This is a genomic window from Vibrio ostreicida, from assembly GCF_013074385.2.
Lineage (GTDB): Bacteria > Pseudomonadota > Gammaproteobacteria > Enterobacterales > Vibrionaceae > Vibrio > Vibrio ostreicida.
Genome location: NZ_JABEYA020000001.1, coordinates 434,744 through 449,569 on the forward strand (window position 1 = coordinate 434,744; position 14,826 = coordinate 449,569).

Below are 14,826 nucleotides of genomic sequence, written 5' to 3' on the forward strand. Positions count from 1 at the left end.
ATTATTCTCCCAACGGCCTGTTATGAATATGGAACTGGATAAAGTTGATCGAAAAATGCTCGCCTTATTGCAGCAAGACAGTACCTTGTCATTGAATGAACTTGCGGACGCGGTCAATCTGACCACAACCCCATGTTGGAAGCGTCTCAAGAAACTTGAAGAATCGGGGGTGATAGAAAAAAGAGTCGCGTTGCTTAACCCTGAGAAGCTGGAGCTTTCATTCACCGCCTTTGTGTTGGTTAAAACGTCTGACCATTCCCATGAATGGTACAGTCGGTTTGTGTCGACGGCTTGCCAGTTTCCTGAAGTCATGGAATTTTATCGCATGGCGGGTGAATACGATTACATGATGAAAGTGCTTGTCAAAGATATGCCGTGTTTTGATGGTTTTTACAAAAAATTGGTCAATTCAGTGGAAGGGATATCAAACGTGACGTCAACGTTTGCGATGGAACCATTAAAATACACCACAGCATTACCCATCAGTGAGACATAAAAATGCCTCGCCAAGTTGAAGTGGGTAAGGGGAATCAGTGTTGTGGTGGTTGGCCGAGCGGTTTGAGATCAGCGTTATTCCCAACCAAGGAAGAAATGATTGGGCGTTGTATCCTTACTACCCCGCGCAAAATAGCCGCTACCTGTTGAGGGTGCGATCGACTCATATCACTCTGGGTGCGCTGCTATTTTGTGAATCGCATCACCCCTTCTTGCACCGCAGACGCGACCAAATGGCCCTGACGATTGTAGATTTCACCCCTGACTAGGCCACGGGTGTTGCTCGCGGTTGGGCTCTCAATGGCATACAGCAGCCAGTCATCCATCTTGAATGGGCGGTGGAACCAAATAGAGTGGTCAATGGTGGCGACCTGAAAGTTTGGCGTCATCAGTGACACGCCATGAGGATGTAACGCGGTGACCAGAAACCCCCAGTCTGAAGCGTAACCCAGCAGGTACTGATGTATAAGCTGGTTGTCTGGCAAAGCGCCATTGGCTTTGATCCACAAATATTGCTTGGGTTCCGTTTTGTGTGGTTGTAACGGGTTAACTACCGTTACCGGTCGGGTTTCTATGGGTTTCTCACCACAAAACGCATTTTTGATTTTTTCAGGCAAAAACTCGGCAATGCGGTTAGCCAAATCGGATTCGGAGACGTAGTTCTCAGGACCAGAGATAGTCGGCATGGTGGTCTGGTGCTCAAACCCGGGTGCTTCACCGTGATAAGAGGCCGTCAAATAAAAAATAGGTCGGCCATTTTGCATTGCCTTTACCCTTCGGGTACTAAAACTGCGACCATCACGTAGGTTTTCTACGTCATAGATGATGGGTTTTTCCGGATCGCCCGGGTATAAAAAGTAGCTATGAAAAGAGTGGACGGTTCTATCTTCTGCGACCGTGTATCGAGCCCCAGACAAGGCTTGACCGATCACTTGTCCCCCATAGACTTGAGGCAGGCCCAGATTCTCGCTTTGCCCTCTAAATAGTCCTTCTTCGAGTTTTTCAAGTTGCAATAGTTCTAGCAATTCATCGAGAGGCTTGCTCATGCGACACCTTTAACAAAACAATCAATATACTTCTATTCTAAGCATATATTGATAAGTTAAACAGCGCTTTGAGCATTCAGCCTTAAAAATAGCCGCAGCGTTAGGGTTGCCATTTGTAGAGACTAAGGCGGACCTTGCCGTCGTCGGTAACGTCGATGCCTTCTGCTCGTAGCTGTGTTCTTTGTCTGGCCAAATCTTCGCCTTTAAGTGAAATCCTGCCTTGACTATTAATGACTCGAAACCAAGGCAATGTTGACCCTTTCGGCAGTTGGCCAAGCGCTTTTCCGACGTGACGTGCGTATCCAGGAAACCCCGCCAACTTTGCCACCTCACCGTAGGTGGTGACTCTGCCATATGGAATTTGGTGAATCACCGCAAAGATTTGCACTAAAAACTCGTCCATAATGCTGTTGTCCTAGTTCGTTTTTTCCATGGAAGGGATAAGGAGAGGGCATGGTATTTTCTACTTTTCAGTTCTTAGTCGCAACCTTGTTTGCGGTGTTGTGTGCGTATGCGATTGGCCTGAGTCAGGGCGAAATTTCTGTGTTGGCGCTCGTTATTCCCGCGCTGTGGGTATTTCCGCAGGTTGGTTATGCGGGGTTAGTACTGATCACCGGGCTGGTCTTATATGGCTGGATGCTGCCAGCCCAACCGATTTCTCTGTCTGTGAGTCAGTGGATTTTATTTCCTCTGCTCATGGTCGTGTTCTCTGACAAAAGTACTCTCGGGGTCAAGGTGACGACGCTCTTGGTCGTGGTGACCCTATTGGTTGGTATTATGGTGACACAATCGGGTGGTAAACTGGGCGGAACGCCTTTGGCAACAGGCGTTCAGGCGCTGTCTGTCGGGATTGTGTGGTGTGCCGTTCGGTATTTTCAGCCAAGTAACGCGCGAGGCTGGTGGGCATTACTTTTGATCTTGCCATTGTGGCTTTCTGGGCAGCCATACGCGGCTTTACTCGCACTTTGCCTCACTGGTATGGCCGCCTCTATCGATTATCTGGCGAAGTTAACCTCTTTTGAGTGGGCCTCATTACTGTGCTGGACATTGCCGACGGTAGGGTTTGCTGCGTTGGTGGTTAGCCCGAGAACCGAAGTGCCAAGCCCAGTATTTGCGGCGTGGATTTGCTTATTAGGAACGGCTTGGATGACGGACTATATTCTGCGCAGTACTGATGAAGGCGCCGACATCTAATCTCAGTGAGCCAGTATTTGCTAGGTGTAGAGCTCTTCTCACTTGTAAAGAGGGTGTCATGGTGTCGATTGTGGTTAACGACTAAGCACTTGAACGTCTCTTGTCGGTTTTATTGAGATTTCTCCTTGAATTACCTGCGGGGATGATTGATAATCCTCCCACTCCTTAGCCCTGCTAAGGAAAAAGAATCTATGGAGGCCCTGGTCCTCCCGCAACAATAACTCGTGAACTCGGTCAGGTCCGGAAGGAAGCAGCCGCAGCGAGCGACTTGTGTGCCGGGATGTGGCTGGGGCTTCCACCCTTCGACAGTTCTTCTTTTGCCTATTCCCCTCCCAAAAAATCCATCAAACCAGCCTCCATAAGAGCATGACCAAATCAGCTTAAAGCACATTGTCGCTCAACTACTCTGTCTAAATTTAACCGCTTTTCAACTCGCATTGAGTCTTGAATAAAAAACAGTCAGCTTTCTAGGCCGATAGGATAACGTTTCAGGGAATGAGCATGGAACAAGCTAAAATTTGGCGTAATCGCACCTTCTCTGGGGTTGAGCTGCTTTCCGCCCAGTATACGAAATTTGAGTTTGCTAAACATTGGCATGATGAGCTTGCCATAGGCTTGATTGAACAGGGCGCCGAAGGGCTTTTTTATCGTGGCAGTCATCTTATTGTTCCACAGCGGCAGATTATCGCGATCAATCCCGCTGAGATACATACAGGATCCGCAGGTGTGTTTGGTGGATGGCAGTATCGAATGTTTTATTTTGATGTCGATGCACTGATTGAACAATTTACCCATCATGGTGTGCCCTTTAATCCCATTATCGAACAGCCTGTCATTGATGATCATTCCGTATTTGATGCATTGCTTCAATTGCATGTGTCACTAGAATCTCCTGCTTTGGAGTTGAGCAAAGAATCTTTCTATATCTCTGCCCTTGAAAAGCTCTTTACGCGGTATGGGTCTATCAATGAACCGCCAGTACAACCGTCGTGTAACAAAAGCAGTTATTTGGCAAGAGACTATCTTCGTGATCATTTTGATGCCAACCCATCGTTGGGCGATCTTGAGCAGGTATCGGGGTGTTCAAAATTTCAATTGATCAAAAGTTTTAAGGCGGTGTTCGGTGTCACACCCCATCAGTATTTGTTGCTTGTTAAAGTCAAGCAGGCGAAAGCATTACTCTCCAAAGGTTGGAGTTGTGTGGATGTTGCTTTAGCTTGTGGCTTCTATGATCAAAGCCATCTAACGAGAAATTTTAAAAGAGTGTGCGGGGTTTCTCCTTCTCGTTACCAGTCTTGCTAACATCTGCCTTCAATTTTGTACAAGACCGTCCAACCGAATTTGATTAATGTTGTCTCTCTATTATCAAGGAGATGAAATATGAGTCTATTTTTGACGTGGTTAGGGGTAATGTTTCCGTTAGTGTTCAGCCCAGGGCCTGCAAACATAGTGTTTGCGGCTTCTGGTGCAAAGTTTGGATTGAAGCGTTCTATGGCATTGCTTGTCGGGGTCGACAGCATTTTTCTGATTAAGTCTATTATCATCGGCTATGGGCTTGGTGAGCTGGCTCAGTCGCATCCAAGTATAATGAATGTGATGCAGTTACTCGGTTCGGCCTATTTACTTTATCTGGCCGTGACCTTTTTATATGCAAACCGTTCAAATATTGAAGGTGATTCCAAGAAGTTCAGCTTTACTGATGGCTTGATTATTCAATTGTTGAACAGTAAAGGCTGGCTTATGGTGTTTTTGATGTTCACGCTTTTTTCAGAACCATCACGAGTAACCTTTGGCGACTATGGGGTTGCTGTTTTGATTGTTTGGTTGGCGATATTGAACATATCGACACATTTCATTTGGGTGGCGTTAGGGGAATTGTTGTCCAGAATATCGAATAACCCTTGGTACGAGCGATCATTGAATGGGTTTTATGCTGGTAGCTTAATTTTTGTGAGTGTCTGGTTAGTGATTGATCATCCGATGTTACAGTCTTTTATTTAGGCCAACGTGGTGATGATGAGTTGCAGGCTATTTATCGCATCATACTTCCTTATTGGCTCTGAGCTTTTATTCGTGCCCCAATACGTTGGATTTTGAGTCCAAAAAGCAAGCAGGGAAGGGCGGTGAGGCTGACCCTTTCCTCTCTAGAAGCTGAAGCTTACGAGAAGCTTACGAGCAGCTTACGAGGACAGCTTACGAGCAGCTTACGAGGACAGTCCAGCTTAACAGCTTACGAGGACAGGCACCTCAGTCTGATCGTTATCTTTAGAGATGTAACTAACCCCACTCAACTAGAATCAGAGATTCGCTTAGAGGATTTCCCATCTCCCGAAGAGCTTTGGCACAGGTAAAACCGATACCGCATTCCAAATCATCTGGCGCCTCTGGAAAGCGAAGGCTAAGAAACGAATTCTGTTCTTAGCTGACCGAAACATTCTTGTCGATCAAACCAAAACGAATGATTTTCAGCCTTTTGGTACGGCAATGACTAAGATTACAGGCCGTAACGTCGATCCTGCTTTTGAAGTTCATCTTGAATGACGTGCAGCTAACCAACCAACAAAGTGTTGCCTAAAGCTCTCTGTCGCTATTGGCTTGTGTATATAAGTCATCATAGTCGTCTTCCAATTCCTTAAAATCTACCGTGGATAACCCGAGTACCTCAGAAACGCCTAGCTCCATCTCTTGCCAATCAGGGGAATCATTATGACGCTTAGCACGCTCAACGAAATTTTCTGCCACTTTGAGTATCGCTAATGTCAGTTGGGCTTCAATGCCCAAAGTAGTCTCGAAGAAATGCGTATTGTGGTGCTGTAAAATGATTTCGCACAATGCTTTAGGTAAATGCCAAGAATTAGCAATAAAATAGCCTAGAACCGCATGATTTGTATTGTATTTTTCTTCTTCTAACACAACGGAGTTACAGCCTTTGTGATTTGCTTCGATCAATACTTCTTTGTAGTCGTCAAACCGTAAAGCCAACAAAGGAATGCCACAATTATGCAGCAAACCTACGGTATAGAGCGTATCAATAGGTACTTTGTCTTTAATTCTATCGCCAATAAACAGCATGGCATTGGCAACATCTAAAGAGTCATCCCAAAAACGTTCCAATGAAATCGAGGCTTTTCCCTGAAGGGCTGATTTAAGTAGTAAAGAGGTCACGAGGCTATTAATTGTGGTAAGCCCGATAATCATGACGGCCTGTTTTATCTCAGATATCGTTCTACCCAAACCATAGTATGGCGAATTAATTACCTTCAATATGGCAGATGAAAGTCCAATGTCACTGGAAATTAGGTCGGCGACAAGACTGATGTCGGGCTCTGGTTCCCCCATGATCTCCTGCAACTCGGACAATACTGTAGGCTTCGCCGGCACCTGAAAACTAGATACCACCGATGCTATTTTCTCTTCATCAATATCAATCATCTTGTCTTCCCTAATGTTGGGCTGCGCTCAATGACAGCGACAAACGTAGCGCAATTAGTGCTAAGTTGTTATTGAATGCAGAGTTTGTTCATCAAAAAGTCTTAAATAATTTTGGACTTCGCAAAGATGAATAACATTCGCCCCCGTATGGCAGTTTGGTGTTGCCCGACACAACATCATGATACATGCAGAGAAAAAGCCTTGGATGAACGTCAGATACCATGGCTTTCACCTCATAAAACGAATACGTTCCCGACTAATAAAACGTATCCATTCCTCTAAGGGTAGTTAAGACTCGAATAAGTACAAAAAACCTCTCGGTATGGAAAAAGAAAGCTTACGAGCTTACGAGCGAGCTTAAGCTTACGAGGACAGGCACCTCAGTCTGGGGATGTTAACGCCTTGGTCAAATGCCATCAAGATAAACGAAAACACCGAGTTGCTCTCTCGCCCGACTATTCTGGTGATGGATCGTGAACGCGGTGACGTCACGGTCGGTCAGAACGTGCCCTTTCTGACCGCGACCGAAGTCACCGACGGCGGAAAAACGATACAACAAATCCAGCTGTCATGTGGGGTGCTCTCTTTCGCTCCGAACGTGTCGACAAAGAGCTGCGTATTGTTATAAAGACGACGTAGCTTTAGTTATGATGTTGATGCGGTTCTCTGGCTTGTTTTTGGACAAAAGTGCGTTACAACAGTTGCTAAATTAGCAAACTACCAATAATCACAGGTATTGCAAAGTTGCTGCGAAGAGCGATTGCGATGAGTCAAATCGCACTAGAAAAAAGATTGGTTTCGGTGCGGATTAAAGAACTTGAGTTAAATCACCCAAGATACACTGCGATAGAAAAAATACCAACGGGCAAACCACCGATAATCATGTAAGCCCAAAACCACCGCCAAAGTTTTTTGTAGACTGTGTATATAAAGCCAACAAAAAAACCGGGAACCATAGCCACAAGAGATATTGAATTAAACCAGCTTTGAGATACAAGCCCAGTTGGCTTTTTTCCATCTCCGCTATATTCGAATGTATCATCACGTAAAAAGCCATCAGGGATTAAATCTATTCCCAAGATAACACCGAGCCAAGCCAAACCTAAAAAGAACAGAGGAATAGCAAGAAAAACGCATCTAATTAATACACTCATAGTTTAAAGTCTACTTTAGTTATGAATCAGGGTGCGAGCATACTTTGATTAATTTATAACCCAAAGAATACTTGTGCTCTGTAATCGTCACACCAACCCGCTTTTTTTAGTTTTTGTCTTTGGCTCGGAGCACCGCACTCACATTGCTTGAGCATGTTCATCACAAAGCGTCTAAACAAAGCAATATTTTCCACCGCTCCCTCTAAACAGATTCGTGAACTGTCTTCTTTAAAAACAACATTCTTTGTTTCTGTCGGTTTCTGGCTGAGAACAAGACCACGCTCTGTATCGTAGGCAGTGACCAGTTGTAGTGCCGTTTTGGGGTTAGAACGATAAGAGCCGCGTAGGACTTTTCCATCGAAAGCGATCACGGGTTTACTCTGATTTTCTCTTTGCTCATTAATCCACAATGCGAGCGCTTCGAGTAAAGACTCGCGACAACGGAACGTAATATTCTTGCTATAGTGTGCCGACGAGGGATACCGTGAGCGAATGGTCGATATTTTCTAAGCCATTCAAGTTTATGTTCGCCATAGGTTTCAATATCTTGCCAGCCCTCGCTACCAGCAGTTATGGCGCTAATGACAAGGAAAATAATGTCAACGAAATCATGCTTTTGATTGATGGATGACCGCGTATCTTCGACAACCGAAAGGTGTTCTATGAGGCTCAAAGTTGGTACCGATTTGTGGGTTTGGGCCTGTTAGATCATAGTGGCTAAAAAAGTGCTAAACAAGCTTCTGAAACTCAGTGTGTTCATTCAACTTTAGGATGCTTGGTTTCTGTTCGAATTACGTAACAAAGTCCATACTAGACTAAAGTCTCACGTGTCCTAAATTTAGTCTAAAAGAAAGGATTCACATGCTTGAAGCCTTTACCAATTAGTTTTCTAAGACTCAAATAAGTTCAAGGCTTCGGATAATTTTTATCACCTGAGCATTGAAAATTCCCAAATTCAGTTGCTTTCTCAGCAGTTACTTCATTCATCGCTGGTGCGAGTCTTCGGTGTTGTTTTAATATTGAATATAAGTCTTGGCTTCGTTCATCAAAAGTTACTGGCTGTCCACAGTTAAGAGTTTCGAGTGTTTTTAGTGTGGTTTCGCAATAAGGGAATCGATATTGTTTTCCTGAGAGAAAGAGAAGAATATCGTTGTTTTCCTGTTTTTGGTAACAAATGGTGCAGTAACTAGGTAATCGGTATGCGGTGTTGCTATCTGTTACTTCTGCTAAGTATTGTTCAACTGCTACAAACCCTTTAAAAGAGTGCTTGTGGACATAGTCACATAATAGGCTATTACGTAACTTTTCTAAAGTTGGACCAAACTCTTGTTCAAAGTTATCAATAATTCTCTCGGAGTTAACTTTCTCATTGAAAAAGTACGATGAACACTCTGTCTCAGTGGTCTTTTTCTCGAGAGTGTTCAACACAGTTTTTATGTAGTCAATGTCATCGTTATGTGTGAATAGCCCCAAGGAAATTGTGATGGTAGGCTGTGATTGGTCTAATAAGTTGTAATGCCACCAATGCGGTGGGATGTAAAGTAAATCTCCAGCTTCCATATCGAATATCAACGCATCTTTTTTGTACTGGGTAATATTTATCTTCCCCAAACATGTGCCATTAAATCCCTCGTACATCAATTCTTCAATATTGGAAAAGTAGTCTGGGTGCCACATATACATCTTCTTTTTACCGAGGACTGGAAATAAAAATGTCTGACAGTAATCGTTGTGTAGACCGATCCAAGTTTCTTGATAATCTCCACCAATAAATACGGCATTAATCCCTTTTGAGGGTACCCCTTTGGCCTTGATATAAGGGGAAAGAAAATGGTATGCGGCCGATAAAATACTTGGGTCAAAGCGTTGACATCCATCACGCGTAAACGTCATATGTTTACAATGGTTGAGGGCTTTAAAGCCCTCGAGAAACTCGACATACCTCTCCACCGAGTTCGGAATGGTCGGCAGTTGGATCCCCTCGCTGACAAGGGCTCCATCGCAGTTGACAGACATATCGCCACTTTCAATCATGCCCTTGAGAATGCCAAATAACTCGTCTTGGTTGAACACTTCCGGTATTTCACCAGCTTTAATTAGCATAGGAGTAGATTCTGCTGCTTGGGTGTGTATAAATCTATCCCAAAATTGCATTGTAGTTGATGACGGATTCATGTGTTGATATACCTTTTCGTGTATAAGTCGGATAGCTCAGATTCTTTTAGGTAGGTGATAGCGCGAATGTGAGGACTCAAAGCGAGAATTAGGGAAGCGAATGCCATTACTCCAGCAGTTACGAAACAGAAGGCTTCCATTCCCATGATGTCTATTATTTTCCCGCCAAAGAGAAGGCTAATTGGGATTAACCCTCCTGAAATTGAGGAAGAGAAACCGATAATGGAAGCAAGTGAAGAGTGCGGAGAGGCTCTCATTCTAATGATCGAAATACTATTGTTTATGAGGAATAAACAGGTCCCACTAGCGACGAGAGGCAGTGCAATCGCAAAAGGCATCGTGATCATGTTGGGTATATACTGTTGGTAAAGAACGATGAGAGCAACGATCAAGAACATTAAGGTCATCACAGCAAAACCGATTATCGTTCGAGCCGCAGGAATGCTTTTGTTTGTTTTCTTTCTTAAAATGAACATAGCCCCAAGAAAAAGTCCTAAAGAAAATGCCCCATCGAGGAGCCCCATGATCCAAGCGCCATTACTTGAAGTTGAATTGGCGAGAAACGGTACAAACACTGAAAAAAATGTAAACATTACTCCATTGAGTAGTGCACACGTAATCGCAAATACGACTTCTGGATAAATCCTAAGGAAGTTATGCCAGCTACTACGGTGTAAGGAGATGAATGTCCGTTGAGAAGGCTCTTGAGGCTGATGTTTATATGGGATACTGGATACGGAAGCAATAGATATAAAGGAAGCAATAACTGCTACGAGTAGACCAAACTCGACGCCAGTTAAAGATATAAGAGCGCCAGAAATAATCGGTATACCCATGCTACCAAAGGTCTTTACGGTTTGATTGATCGAAATGGCTTGTGACAAGCAGTAATCAGGGACGAGCAGCTTTAATATACTGTCATTCACTGGTAATCGTATTGCGTTACATATGGATATCGTCATCACAGCAAGCCAGGTGAACACCATGTGCAAATCATTGCATATGGCAAGATAAAGGGCTGTAGAAGAAAGGCCGGTAATGGCTGAAGTGATAATGACAATAAGTTTTTTATTGAACAGATCGCCTAGATTGGCACATAAAAATCGGCATCCTACCTCTATAAATAAAGCAAAAGCCATCATTTGAGCGAGTTCAGATGCGTTTCCAGTCTGCTCTACAATCCACCAAGAAATTGAAAAGATGCTCAATCTTGCGGCCATCAAAACGCAAAGGCTGTTAACCGTAAAGTAAAGGAAGCTTTTATGCATCAGCAGCGTCATCGGCGATAATTTCCATTAACTTTGACTTTTCCATTTTGAGGGCTTGGTTCATCCCTCCAAAGTAGCTGTAAGCATTGAGGCCTTTGACTCGAGCTTCCTGCGCTACGCCAAGACTTCGTTTTCCGGATTGACAAACAAAAATATAAGTCTCGTTGTTATTTAGTTTCTCAAGCCATTGCAATGGATTCTTTAAAGGGTAGTGATGGCATTTACGAAATCGAAGGGTTCTCTCATGAGGCTCTCGGACATCAATAATGGTGGCATTACCGTTTATCTTTGCCAGTTGTCTAATTTCGATAGCGCTGGGCGTTGAGCAGGTCAACGTCCCAGAGCTATCCACTCGAGGTGGAATTGGGTTATTGTTTTTTGAAATGCTAACAGACTGTAGTATCGGGATAGCCGTATTCAGATAAAATATCTTGTCTTTTAGATGGTCATGTTGCCCCGTTAGATACAAGACTGCAAACAACGCTTGATAGGCTCCAACAATTGCTGGAATCACCCCTAATACCCCAGAGTCTGAGCATGAAGAGGTGAAAGTTTGCGGCAGTCTGCTTGGAAAAGCGTCAGTGTAGGTGAGCCAATCATGCCCAGCCCCAAACAGTGCAATTTGTCCCTCGTACTGATTAACCGATGCATAACAAACGGGGAGACCAAACTGAGCCGCTACCACGTCAATTAGATATTTTGAATCGAAGTTGTCTGTTGCATCAATGATGAGGTCATAATGAGGAAAAACTTCTTGAGCTAAAGCTTCATCTAAAAAACGGGTCCACACCTCAACCTTTGGTTTTATTCCGAGTTTGCCCACGATTTCAGCGGCCACGTTTGCCTTGTATTCACCAACTCTCTCCTGTGTGTACAGCATTTGTCGGTGCAGATTGGAGGCTTCGATTTCATCTCCGTCGATAATTCCTAGGTTGCCTACCCCCATAGCGGACAACGATTGTAACACTGGACACCCAAGCCCGCCGGCCCCAACCACCAATATCGAGGCTTTATGCAACTGAGCTTGCCCTTTCATCCCAAAACCAGACAGCGAAATCTGTCTGACAAATAATTGAAAGTCACCGACGCGCATAGTTAACCTCCGGCAATGGCATTAAAAACCATTATTTCTTTAGGAGATGAGACTCCTTCAGCGAGTTCATTGCTTGGGACAATTTTTCCGTCAATGGAAAAGGTTAAAAAGTGATGGAGATGACCTTCTGTATCGAAGATTTTATCGACTTTTATGTTGGGGTGTTTTTTCACGATTGCAACTAAGTCGTCTACTGTGTGGATATCATACTCTAGACTAACGCCAAAAGGTGTCGTTGTCAGATCGGTTGAAAAGGTTAACGTGGTCATAATGGGCTGCCATTAAATTGTTTGTTGAAAATCGATGAGTCGTTTATGCAATAGACGACCGGTTGAACTGAGTTCACTTTCGTGCTCAGTTAGCGTTGTCAGGCATCCTGACAAGTAGCGGCTAAGTTCCGATGCTCGCGCAGTTTGGCGAGATGTGTTTATAAGGTACTGCAGGACAGACGCGGCGAAAAATGCTGCATAGACTACCCCTCGTGCGTCTTTCCCTGTTGTTCCTGTTGGCAAGGTATGGTGTCGAAAGCTTTTTACTTGGAAATCAAATATTTCTGCATAGCACGTTAGCCACAAATGAGACAGTTCATGAATATAACATTCACAGAGCACATCTCTATTCGCAAATGCTCGTGCTGAAAGAAACATATGCTGAGGAATGGATGTGGCGGAAGAGCTCAATAGATCCTCCTCTAAACGCAGAATTTGAATGGGTAAAGAGAGAGAGGTACGCCAATCAGGTAATTCTGCTATCAGCTCGATTTCTAGCTGGTTAATCATGATTTTTTCCGCGTTGTTTAAGTTAGTATGGAGAAGCGGATCAACGTTTGAACTGGCATTTTCTCTAAATACTCTCCAGCCTTGGCTTGGTATAAGGTATGATGAAAAGGTTAAAGCATTGTGCCCACGGCGTTCATCCAATAGCTTGCGTTTTTTGGCTAACAGTGAGAGTAAGAAGCTAGGCTCGAAGGTCTTGTCGAGGAAGGGTAACCCCGCTGTTTTGTTAAAAAGGTCGATCGGCACTTGGTTGGACTCCTTGCTTCATCGAGTGATTAGAAATAAAGTTCTCTAAATCCAATCGCTTTAAACGATAGCGGTCAAAATTCTCCAATAACTCACGGATAGTGCTGCTCTCAACGCCTTCGTTGGCGAGCGTGTCGGAAAAGAGGGCGAGCGTTCGTTCGCCAAACCAGCGTTGCTTCATTATCTGGGTAGCTCGTTCAGCTCTTTGGGGTGAGAGGTGACTATCTGCTAGGAGTGAAATCGTGGCAGACCTAATATGTACCATGGGTTCGCTTACTGGGATAAATGGCGCGGACGATCCATGGATGAGTGTAACTTCGTCATCATCAAAATCTGGGTCAGAGCAATAACGTTGATATATTTGCCCAAAACCTTGCATACCATAACGCTTCAGCTCAGTAGCCCTGATCGCGCCCATTGAGGAGCCCCCAATAACTTGACATCCCCAATCAATCAAGCGGAGAAGTTCACGGTGACCAACAGAAGGGTATGAGTGAAATGTTCCATCAACGATGACTACTTTGTCGGGGATTTTCTTGCTGTTGATTAACCTGTCAACATCACCACGTTTTACAGGAGGGCGAACGTCAAAGTCACTGAAGTCAACTACTGAGCCAAAGGCTGTGGGTCCGACGAAAATAATAGGTTTATGAGTCATGTTCATTCACCTTGCTTAAGATAGCTTGTTTAAGTCGTGGTCCAACTCGAACCTTAGAGTTAGGTTGGAATCCTTCCAAGGTTGGAATGACGATCTTACATACGTGCAATTCATCTCCAGGTTGAGATAGGTCATACAAGAAGTATTGGTTGATACCGTTTTTTCTTAGTGAATGATGAATAAATGTGGTGACAGACTTGGTATCAGTCAAATCATCGAATGAAGGTATAAAAGAAAATTCACATTGTCGTGATTTATTATAAGCTCTTTGATGGAGTGTTTTCATGCCACTCAATTCAACTGCTTTATCACGTTGTTCGAAATAGTCGTAGCGGTCGATGAGATCGTCTCGCCCACCGTGTATGTAGCTTAATCGACTTTGGATAGCTTCAGTTATAGCTCGGACCGAAGCAATAGAGGCGCTAGTGTGTGTACCATACCCAGTAGAGATTGCGATGGGAGCTTCCAAAGATGGTTCTATAAGAAACGCCATGATATACGCTAACCCGTATCGATTTGGTGTGTACCTGATTTGTAGATCGAGGCCCGCTTGTTGGCATTTGTATAACAACTCTTTAATATTTGGTGGGTAAGTGCTATGAGCAACTAAGTAAGATTCTTCTTGTATGAAATAAAAACTCTGAATGTCCCTCTCAATCACTTCAAATACACCATGAATAGCTGCTTCCTCCAGAGTGTTTCCTGAACAAAGGCCGTTAGTTGATGTGCCAAAGATAGTCGCTAGTTTATTATCATTGAATGGATGGAAAACTAACTCTGCTGGTATAAATACTTCGCCACCGTTCATTACCTCTTTGGCTTTGAGCGCGAATATTGGTATGTCAGCATCAATAATGAGTTGATAGTTCGGACAAAAATCAACAAACTTAAAGTAGGGTTGGTAAAGTTCATTGAGTTCTCTTGGGGTCATGGCTACGAGGCAGTCAAGGTCTCGACTCGGAGTAAACTCTGCCAAAGCAAACTCAATAGCTTCCATGTACGCTCCAACTTTAGCTTCAATAGAACGAAGTCCTTTTCCTGCGTTGACACACAGAGAATTGTTTTGTGCTCTTGGGCGGATACTTGAAAAAACAGGTACCCCAATTTTATCCAACCACGTAGTGTCTACTACACGAGTAATACCTAAACAATCAGCAGTCTTGCATGCTAGTTCTAAGGTTTCTTCAGGAGTACGAGTTCTCAAGCTAGAGCTTAGGCCAATTAGTTTTGTCATATCACATCCGAAATTAAGGGGCAGTGAAACTGCCCCCTACACATAGCTAATTAGG

At 43.9% G+C, this 14,826-nt stretch carries 16 protein-coding genes, 1 other RNA gene and 2 pseudogenes; 7 read left to right on the plus strand and 12 right to left on the minus strand.

Annotated features, from left to right (window positions below; genetic code table 11):
* The first annotated feature begins 28 nt into the window (after positions 1–28).
* The gene (locus HLM86_RS01970) at positions 29–496 is read left to right on the plus strand and encodes an Lrp/AsnC family transcriptional regulator (RefSeq protein ID WP_076585961.1); all 468 of its coding nucleotides are present in this window, start codon (positions 29–31) and stop codon (positions 494–496) included.
* Positions 497–680: 184 nt separating this feature from the next.
* Here HLM86_RS01970 and tesB read toward each other — a convergent pair whose 3' ends face one another.
* The gene (gene tesB, locus HLM86_RS01975; protein ID WP_076585147.1) at positions 681–1,541 is read right to left on the minus strand and encodes an acyl-CoA thioesterase II; all 861 of its coding nucleotides are present in this window, start codon (positions 1,539–1,541) and stop codon (positions 681–683) included.
* 100 nt (positions 1,542–1,641) lie between these two features.
* Positions 1,642–1,944, minus strand: a complete 303-nt coding sequence (locus HLM86_RS01980) for an MGMT family protein (protein ID WP_076585145.1) — start codon at positions 1,942–1,944, stop codon at positions 1,642–1,644.
* Between the two features lie 50 nt (positions 1,945–1,994).
* Here HLM86_RS01980 and HLM86_RS01985 point away from each other — a divergent pair, with 50 nt between their 5' ends.
* From HLM86_RS01985 to HLM86_RS02005, 5 genes and pseudogenes are all read left to right on the plus strand, one after another.
* The gene (locus HLM86_RS01985) at positions 1,995–2,735 is read left to right on the plus strand and encodes a VP0952 family biofilm-associated protein (protein ID WP_076585143.1); all 741 of its coding nucleotides are present in this window, start codon (positions 1,995–1,997) and stop codon (positions 2,733–2,735) included.
* A gap of 198 nt (positions 2,736–2,933) precedes the next feature.
* Positions 2,934–3,030, plus strand: an RNA gene (gene ffs / locus HLM86_RS01990) — signal recognition particle sRNA small type.
* A gap of 206 nt (positions 3,031–3,236) precedes the next feature.
* Positions 3,237–4,037, plus strand: a complete 801-nt coding sequence (locus tag HLM86_RS01995) for a helix-turn-helix transcriptional regulator (protein WP_076585141.1) — start codon at positions 3,237–3,239, stop codon at positions 4,035–4,037.
* A 78-nt stretch (positions 4,038–4,115) separates the two neighbouring features.
* Entirely contained in the window at positions 4,116–4,736 is a 621-nt protein-coding gene (locus HLM86_RS02000) for a LysE family translocator (RefSeq protein ID WP_170882094.1), read from the plus strand.
* 260 nt (positions 4,737–4,996) lie between these two features.
* Positions 4,997–5,270: pseudogene (locus HLM86_RS02005) on the plus strand (DEAD/DEAH box helicase family protein); the annotation flags it as partial.
* A 36-nt stretch (positions 5,271–5,306) separates the two neighbouring features.
* Here the strand turns inward: HLM86_RS02005 and HLM86_RS02010 are convergent.
* Positions 5,307–6,167 (minus strand): HDOD domain-containing protein, encoded by an 861-nt coding sequence (locus HLM86_RS02010; protein ID WP_170882093.1) that lies wholly within the window; start codon positions 6,165–6,167, stop codon positions 5,307–5,309.
* A 391-nt stretch (positions 6,168–6,558) separates the two neighbouring features.
* Between HLM86_RS02010 and HLM86_RS20390 the strand changes: the two genes are divergently transcribed.
* The gene (locus HLM86_RS20390; RefSeq protein ID WP_170882092.1) at positions 6,559–6,795 is read left to right on the plus strand and encodes a secretin GspD/PilQ domain-containing protein; all 237 of its coding nucleotides are present in this window, start codon (positions 6,559–6,561) and stop codon (positions 6,793–6,795) included.
* A 199-nt stretch (positions 6,796–6,994) separates the two neighbouring features.
* On the opposite strand, the gene HLM86_RS02020 is transcribed toward HLM86_RS20390, so the two are convergent.
* The 9 genes and pseudogenes from HLM86_RS02020 to HLM86_RS02060 form a co-directional block, all read right to left on the minus strand.
* Positions 6,995–7,321: a hypothetical protein gene (locus HLM86_RS02020; RefSeq protein WP_170882091.1), complete on the minus strand. Its 327-nt coding sequence runs from the start codon at positions 7,319–7,321 to the stop codon at positions 6,995–6,997.
* A 53-nt stretch (positions 7,322–7,374) separates the two neighbouring features.
* Positions 7,375–7,994 (minus strand): annotated as a pseudogene (locus tag HLM86_RS02025) (ISAs1 family transposase).
* A gap of 233 nt (positions 7,995–8,227) precedes the next feature.
* Positions 8,228–9,496 (minus strand): cupin-like domain-containing protein, encoded by a 1,269-nt coding sequence (locus HLM86_RS02030; RefSeq protein WP_170882090.1) that lies wholly within the window; start codon positions 9,494–9,496, stop codon positions 8,228–8,230.
* Positions 9,493–10,776 carry an MFS transporter gene (locus tag HLM86_RS02035; protein WP_170882089.1) on the minus strand — a complete coding sequence of 428 codons (1,284 nt, stop codon included), beginning with the start codon at positions 10,774–10,776 and terminating at the stop codon, positions 9,493–9,495. The genes HLM86_RS02030 and HLM86_RS02035 overlap by 4 nt, the downstream gene beginning before the upstream one ends.
* Entirely contained in the window at positions 10,757–11,857 is a 1,101-nt protein-coding gene (locus HLM86_RS02040; protein WP_170882088.1) for a HesA/MoeB/ThiF family protein, read from the minus strand. Before HLM86_RS02040 ends, HLM86_RS02035 begins: the two co-directional genes overlap by 20 nt.
* A gap of 2 nt (positions 11,858–11,859) precedes the next feature.
* Positions 11,860–12,126, minus strand: coding sequence for a ubiquitin family protein (locus tag HLM86_RS02045; protein WP_170882087.1), 267 nt, complete (start codon positions 12,124–12,126; stop codon positions 11,860–11,862).
* Between the two features lie 12 nt (positions 12,127–12,138).
* Positions 12,139–12,879, minus strand: coding sequence for a hypothetical protein (locus HLM86_RS02050; RefSeq protein WP_170882086.1), 741 nt, complete (start codon positions 12,877–12,879; stop codon positions 12,139–12,141).
* Positions 12,860–13,537 carry a TfuA-like protein gene (locus HLM86_RS02055; protein WP_170882085.1) on the minus strand — a complete coding sequence of 226 codons (678 nt, stop codon included), beginning with the start codon at positions 13,535–13,537 and terminating at the stop codon, positions 12,860–12,862. The genes HLM86_RS02050 and HLM86_RS02055 overlap by 20 nt, the downstream gene beginning before the upstream one ends.
* Complete coding sequence (locus HLM86_RS02060) at positions 13,527–14,771, minus strand: YcaO-like family protein (protein ID WP_170882084.1); 1,245 nt, start codon at positions 14,769–14,771, stop codon at positions 13,527–13,529. Before HLM86_RS02060 ends, HLM86_RS02055 begins: the two co-directional genes overlap by 11 nt.
* Positions 14,772–14,826 lie beyond the last annotated feature (55 nt).

Coding starts and splice junctions, on each gene's coding strand:
- HLM86_RS02045 (WP_170882087.1), bottom strand. CDS start 12,126: ATGACCACGTTAACCTTTTCAACCGATCTGACAACGACACCTTTTGGC.
- HLM86_RS02055 (WP_170882085.1), bottom strand. CDS start 13,537: ATGACTCATAAACCTATTATTTTCGTCGGACCCACAGCCTTTGGCTCA.
- tesB (WP_076585147.1), bottom strand. CDS start 1,541: ATGAGCAAGCCTCTCGATGAATTGCTAGAACTATTGCAACTTGAAAAA.
- HLM86_RS01970 (WP_076585961.1), top strand. CDS start 29: ATGGAACTGGATAAAGTTGATCGAAAAATGCTCGCCTTATTGCAGCAA.
- HLM86_RS01995 (WP_076585141.1), top strand. CDS start 3,237: ATGGAACAAGCTAAAATTTGGCGTAATCGCACCTTCTCTGGGGTTGAG.
- HLM86_RS02000 (WP_170882094.1), top strand. CDS start 4,116: ATGAGTCTATTTTTGACGTGGTTAGGGGTAATGTTTCCGTTAGTGTTC.
- HLM86_RS02040 (WP_170882088.1), bottom strand. CDS start 11,857: ATGCGCGTCGGTGACTTTCAATTATTTGTCAGACAGATTTCGCTGTCT.
- HLM86_RS02010 (WP_170882093.1), bottom strand. CDS start 6,167: ATGATTGATATTGATGAAGAGAAAATAGCATCGGTGGTATCTAGTTTT.
- HLM86_RS01980 (WP_076585145.1), bottom strand. CDS start 1,944: ATGGACGAGTTTTTAGTGCAAATCTTTGCGGTGATTCACCAAATTCCA.
- HLM86_RS02020 (WP_170882091.1), bottom strand. CDS start 7,321: ATGAGTGTATTAATTAGATGCGTTTTTCTTGCTATTCCTCTGTTCTTT.
- HLM86_RS02035 (WP_170882089.1), bottom strand. CDS start 10,776: ATGACGCTGCTGATGCATAAAAGCTTCCTTTACTTTACGGTTAACAGC.
- HLM86_RS02060 (WP_170882084.1), bottom strand. CDS start 14,771: ATGACAAAACTAATTGGCCTAAGCTCTAGCTTGAGAACTCGTACTCCT.
- HLM86_RS02030 (WP_170882090.1), bottom strand. CDS start 9,496: ATGAATCCGTCATCAACTACAATGCAATTTTGGGATAGATTTATACAC.
- HLM86_RS01985 (WP_076585143.1), top strand. CDS start 1,995: ATGGTATTTTCTACTTTTCAGTTCTTAGTCGCAACCTTGTTTGCGGTG.
- HLM86_RS20390 (WP_170882092.1), top strand. CDS start 6,559: ATGTTAACGCCTTGGTCAAATGCCATCAAGATAAACGAAAACACCGAG.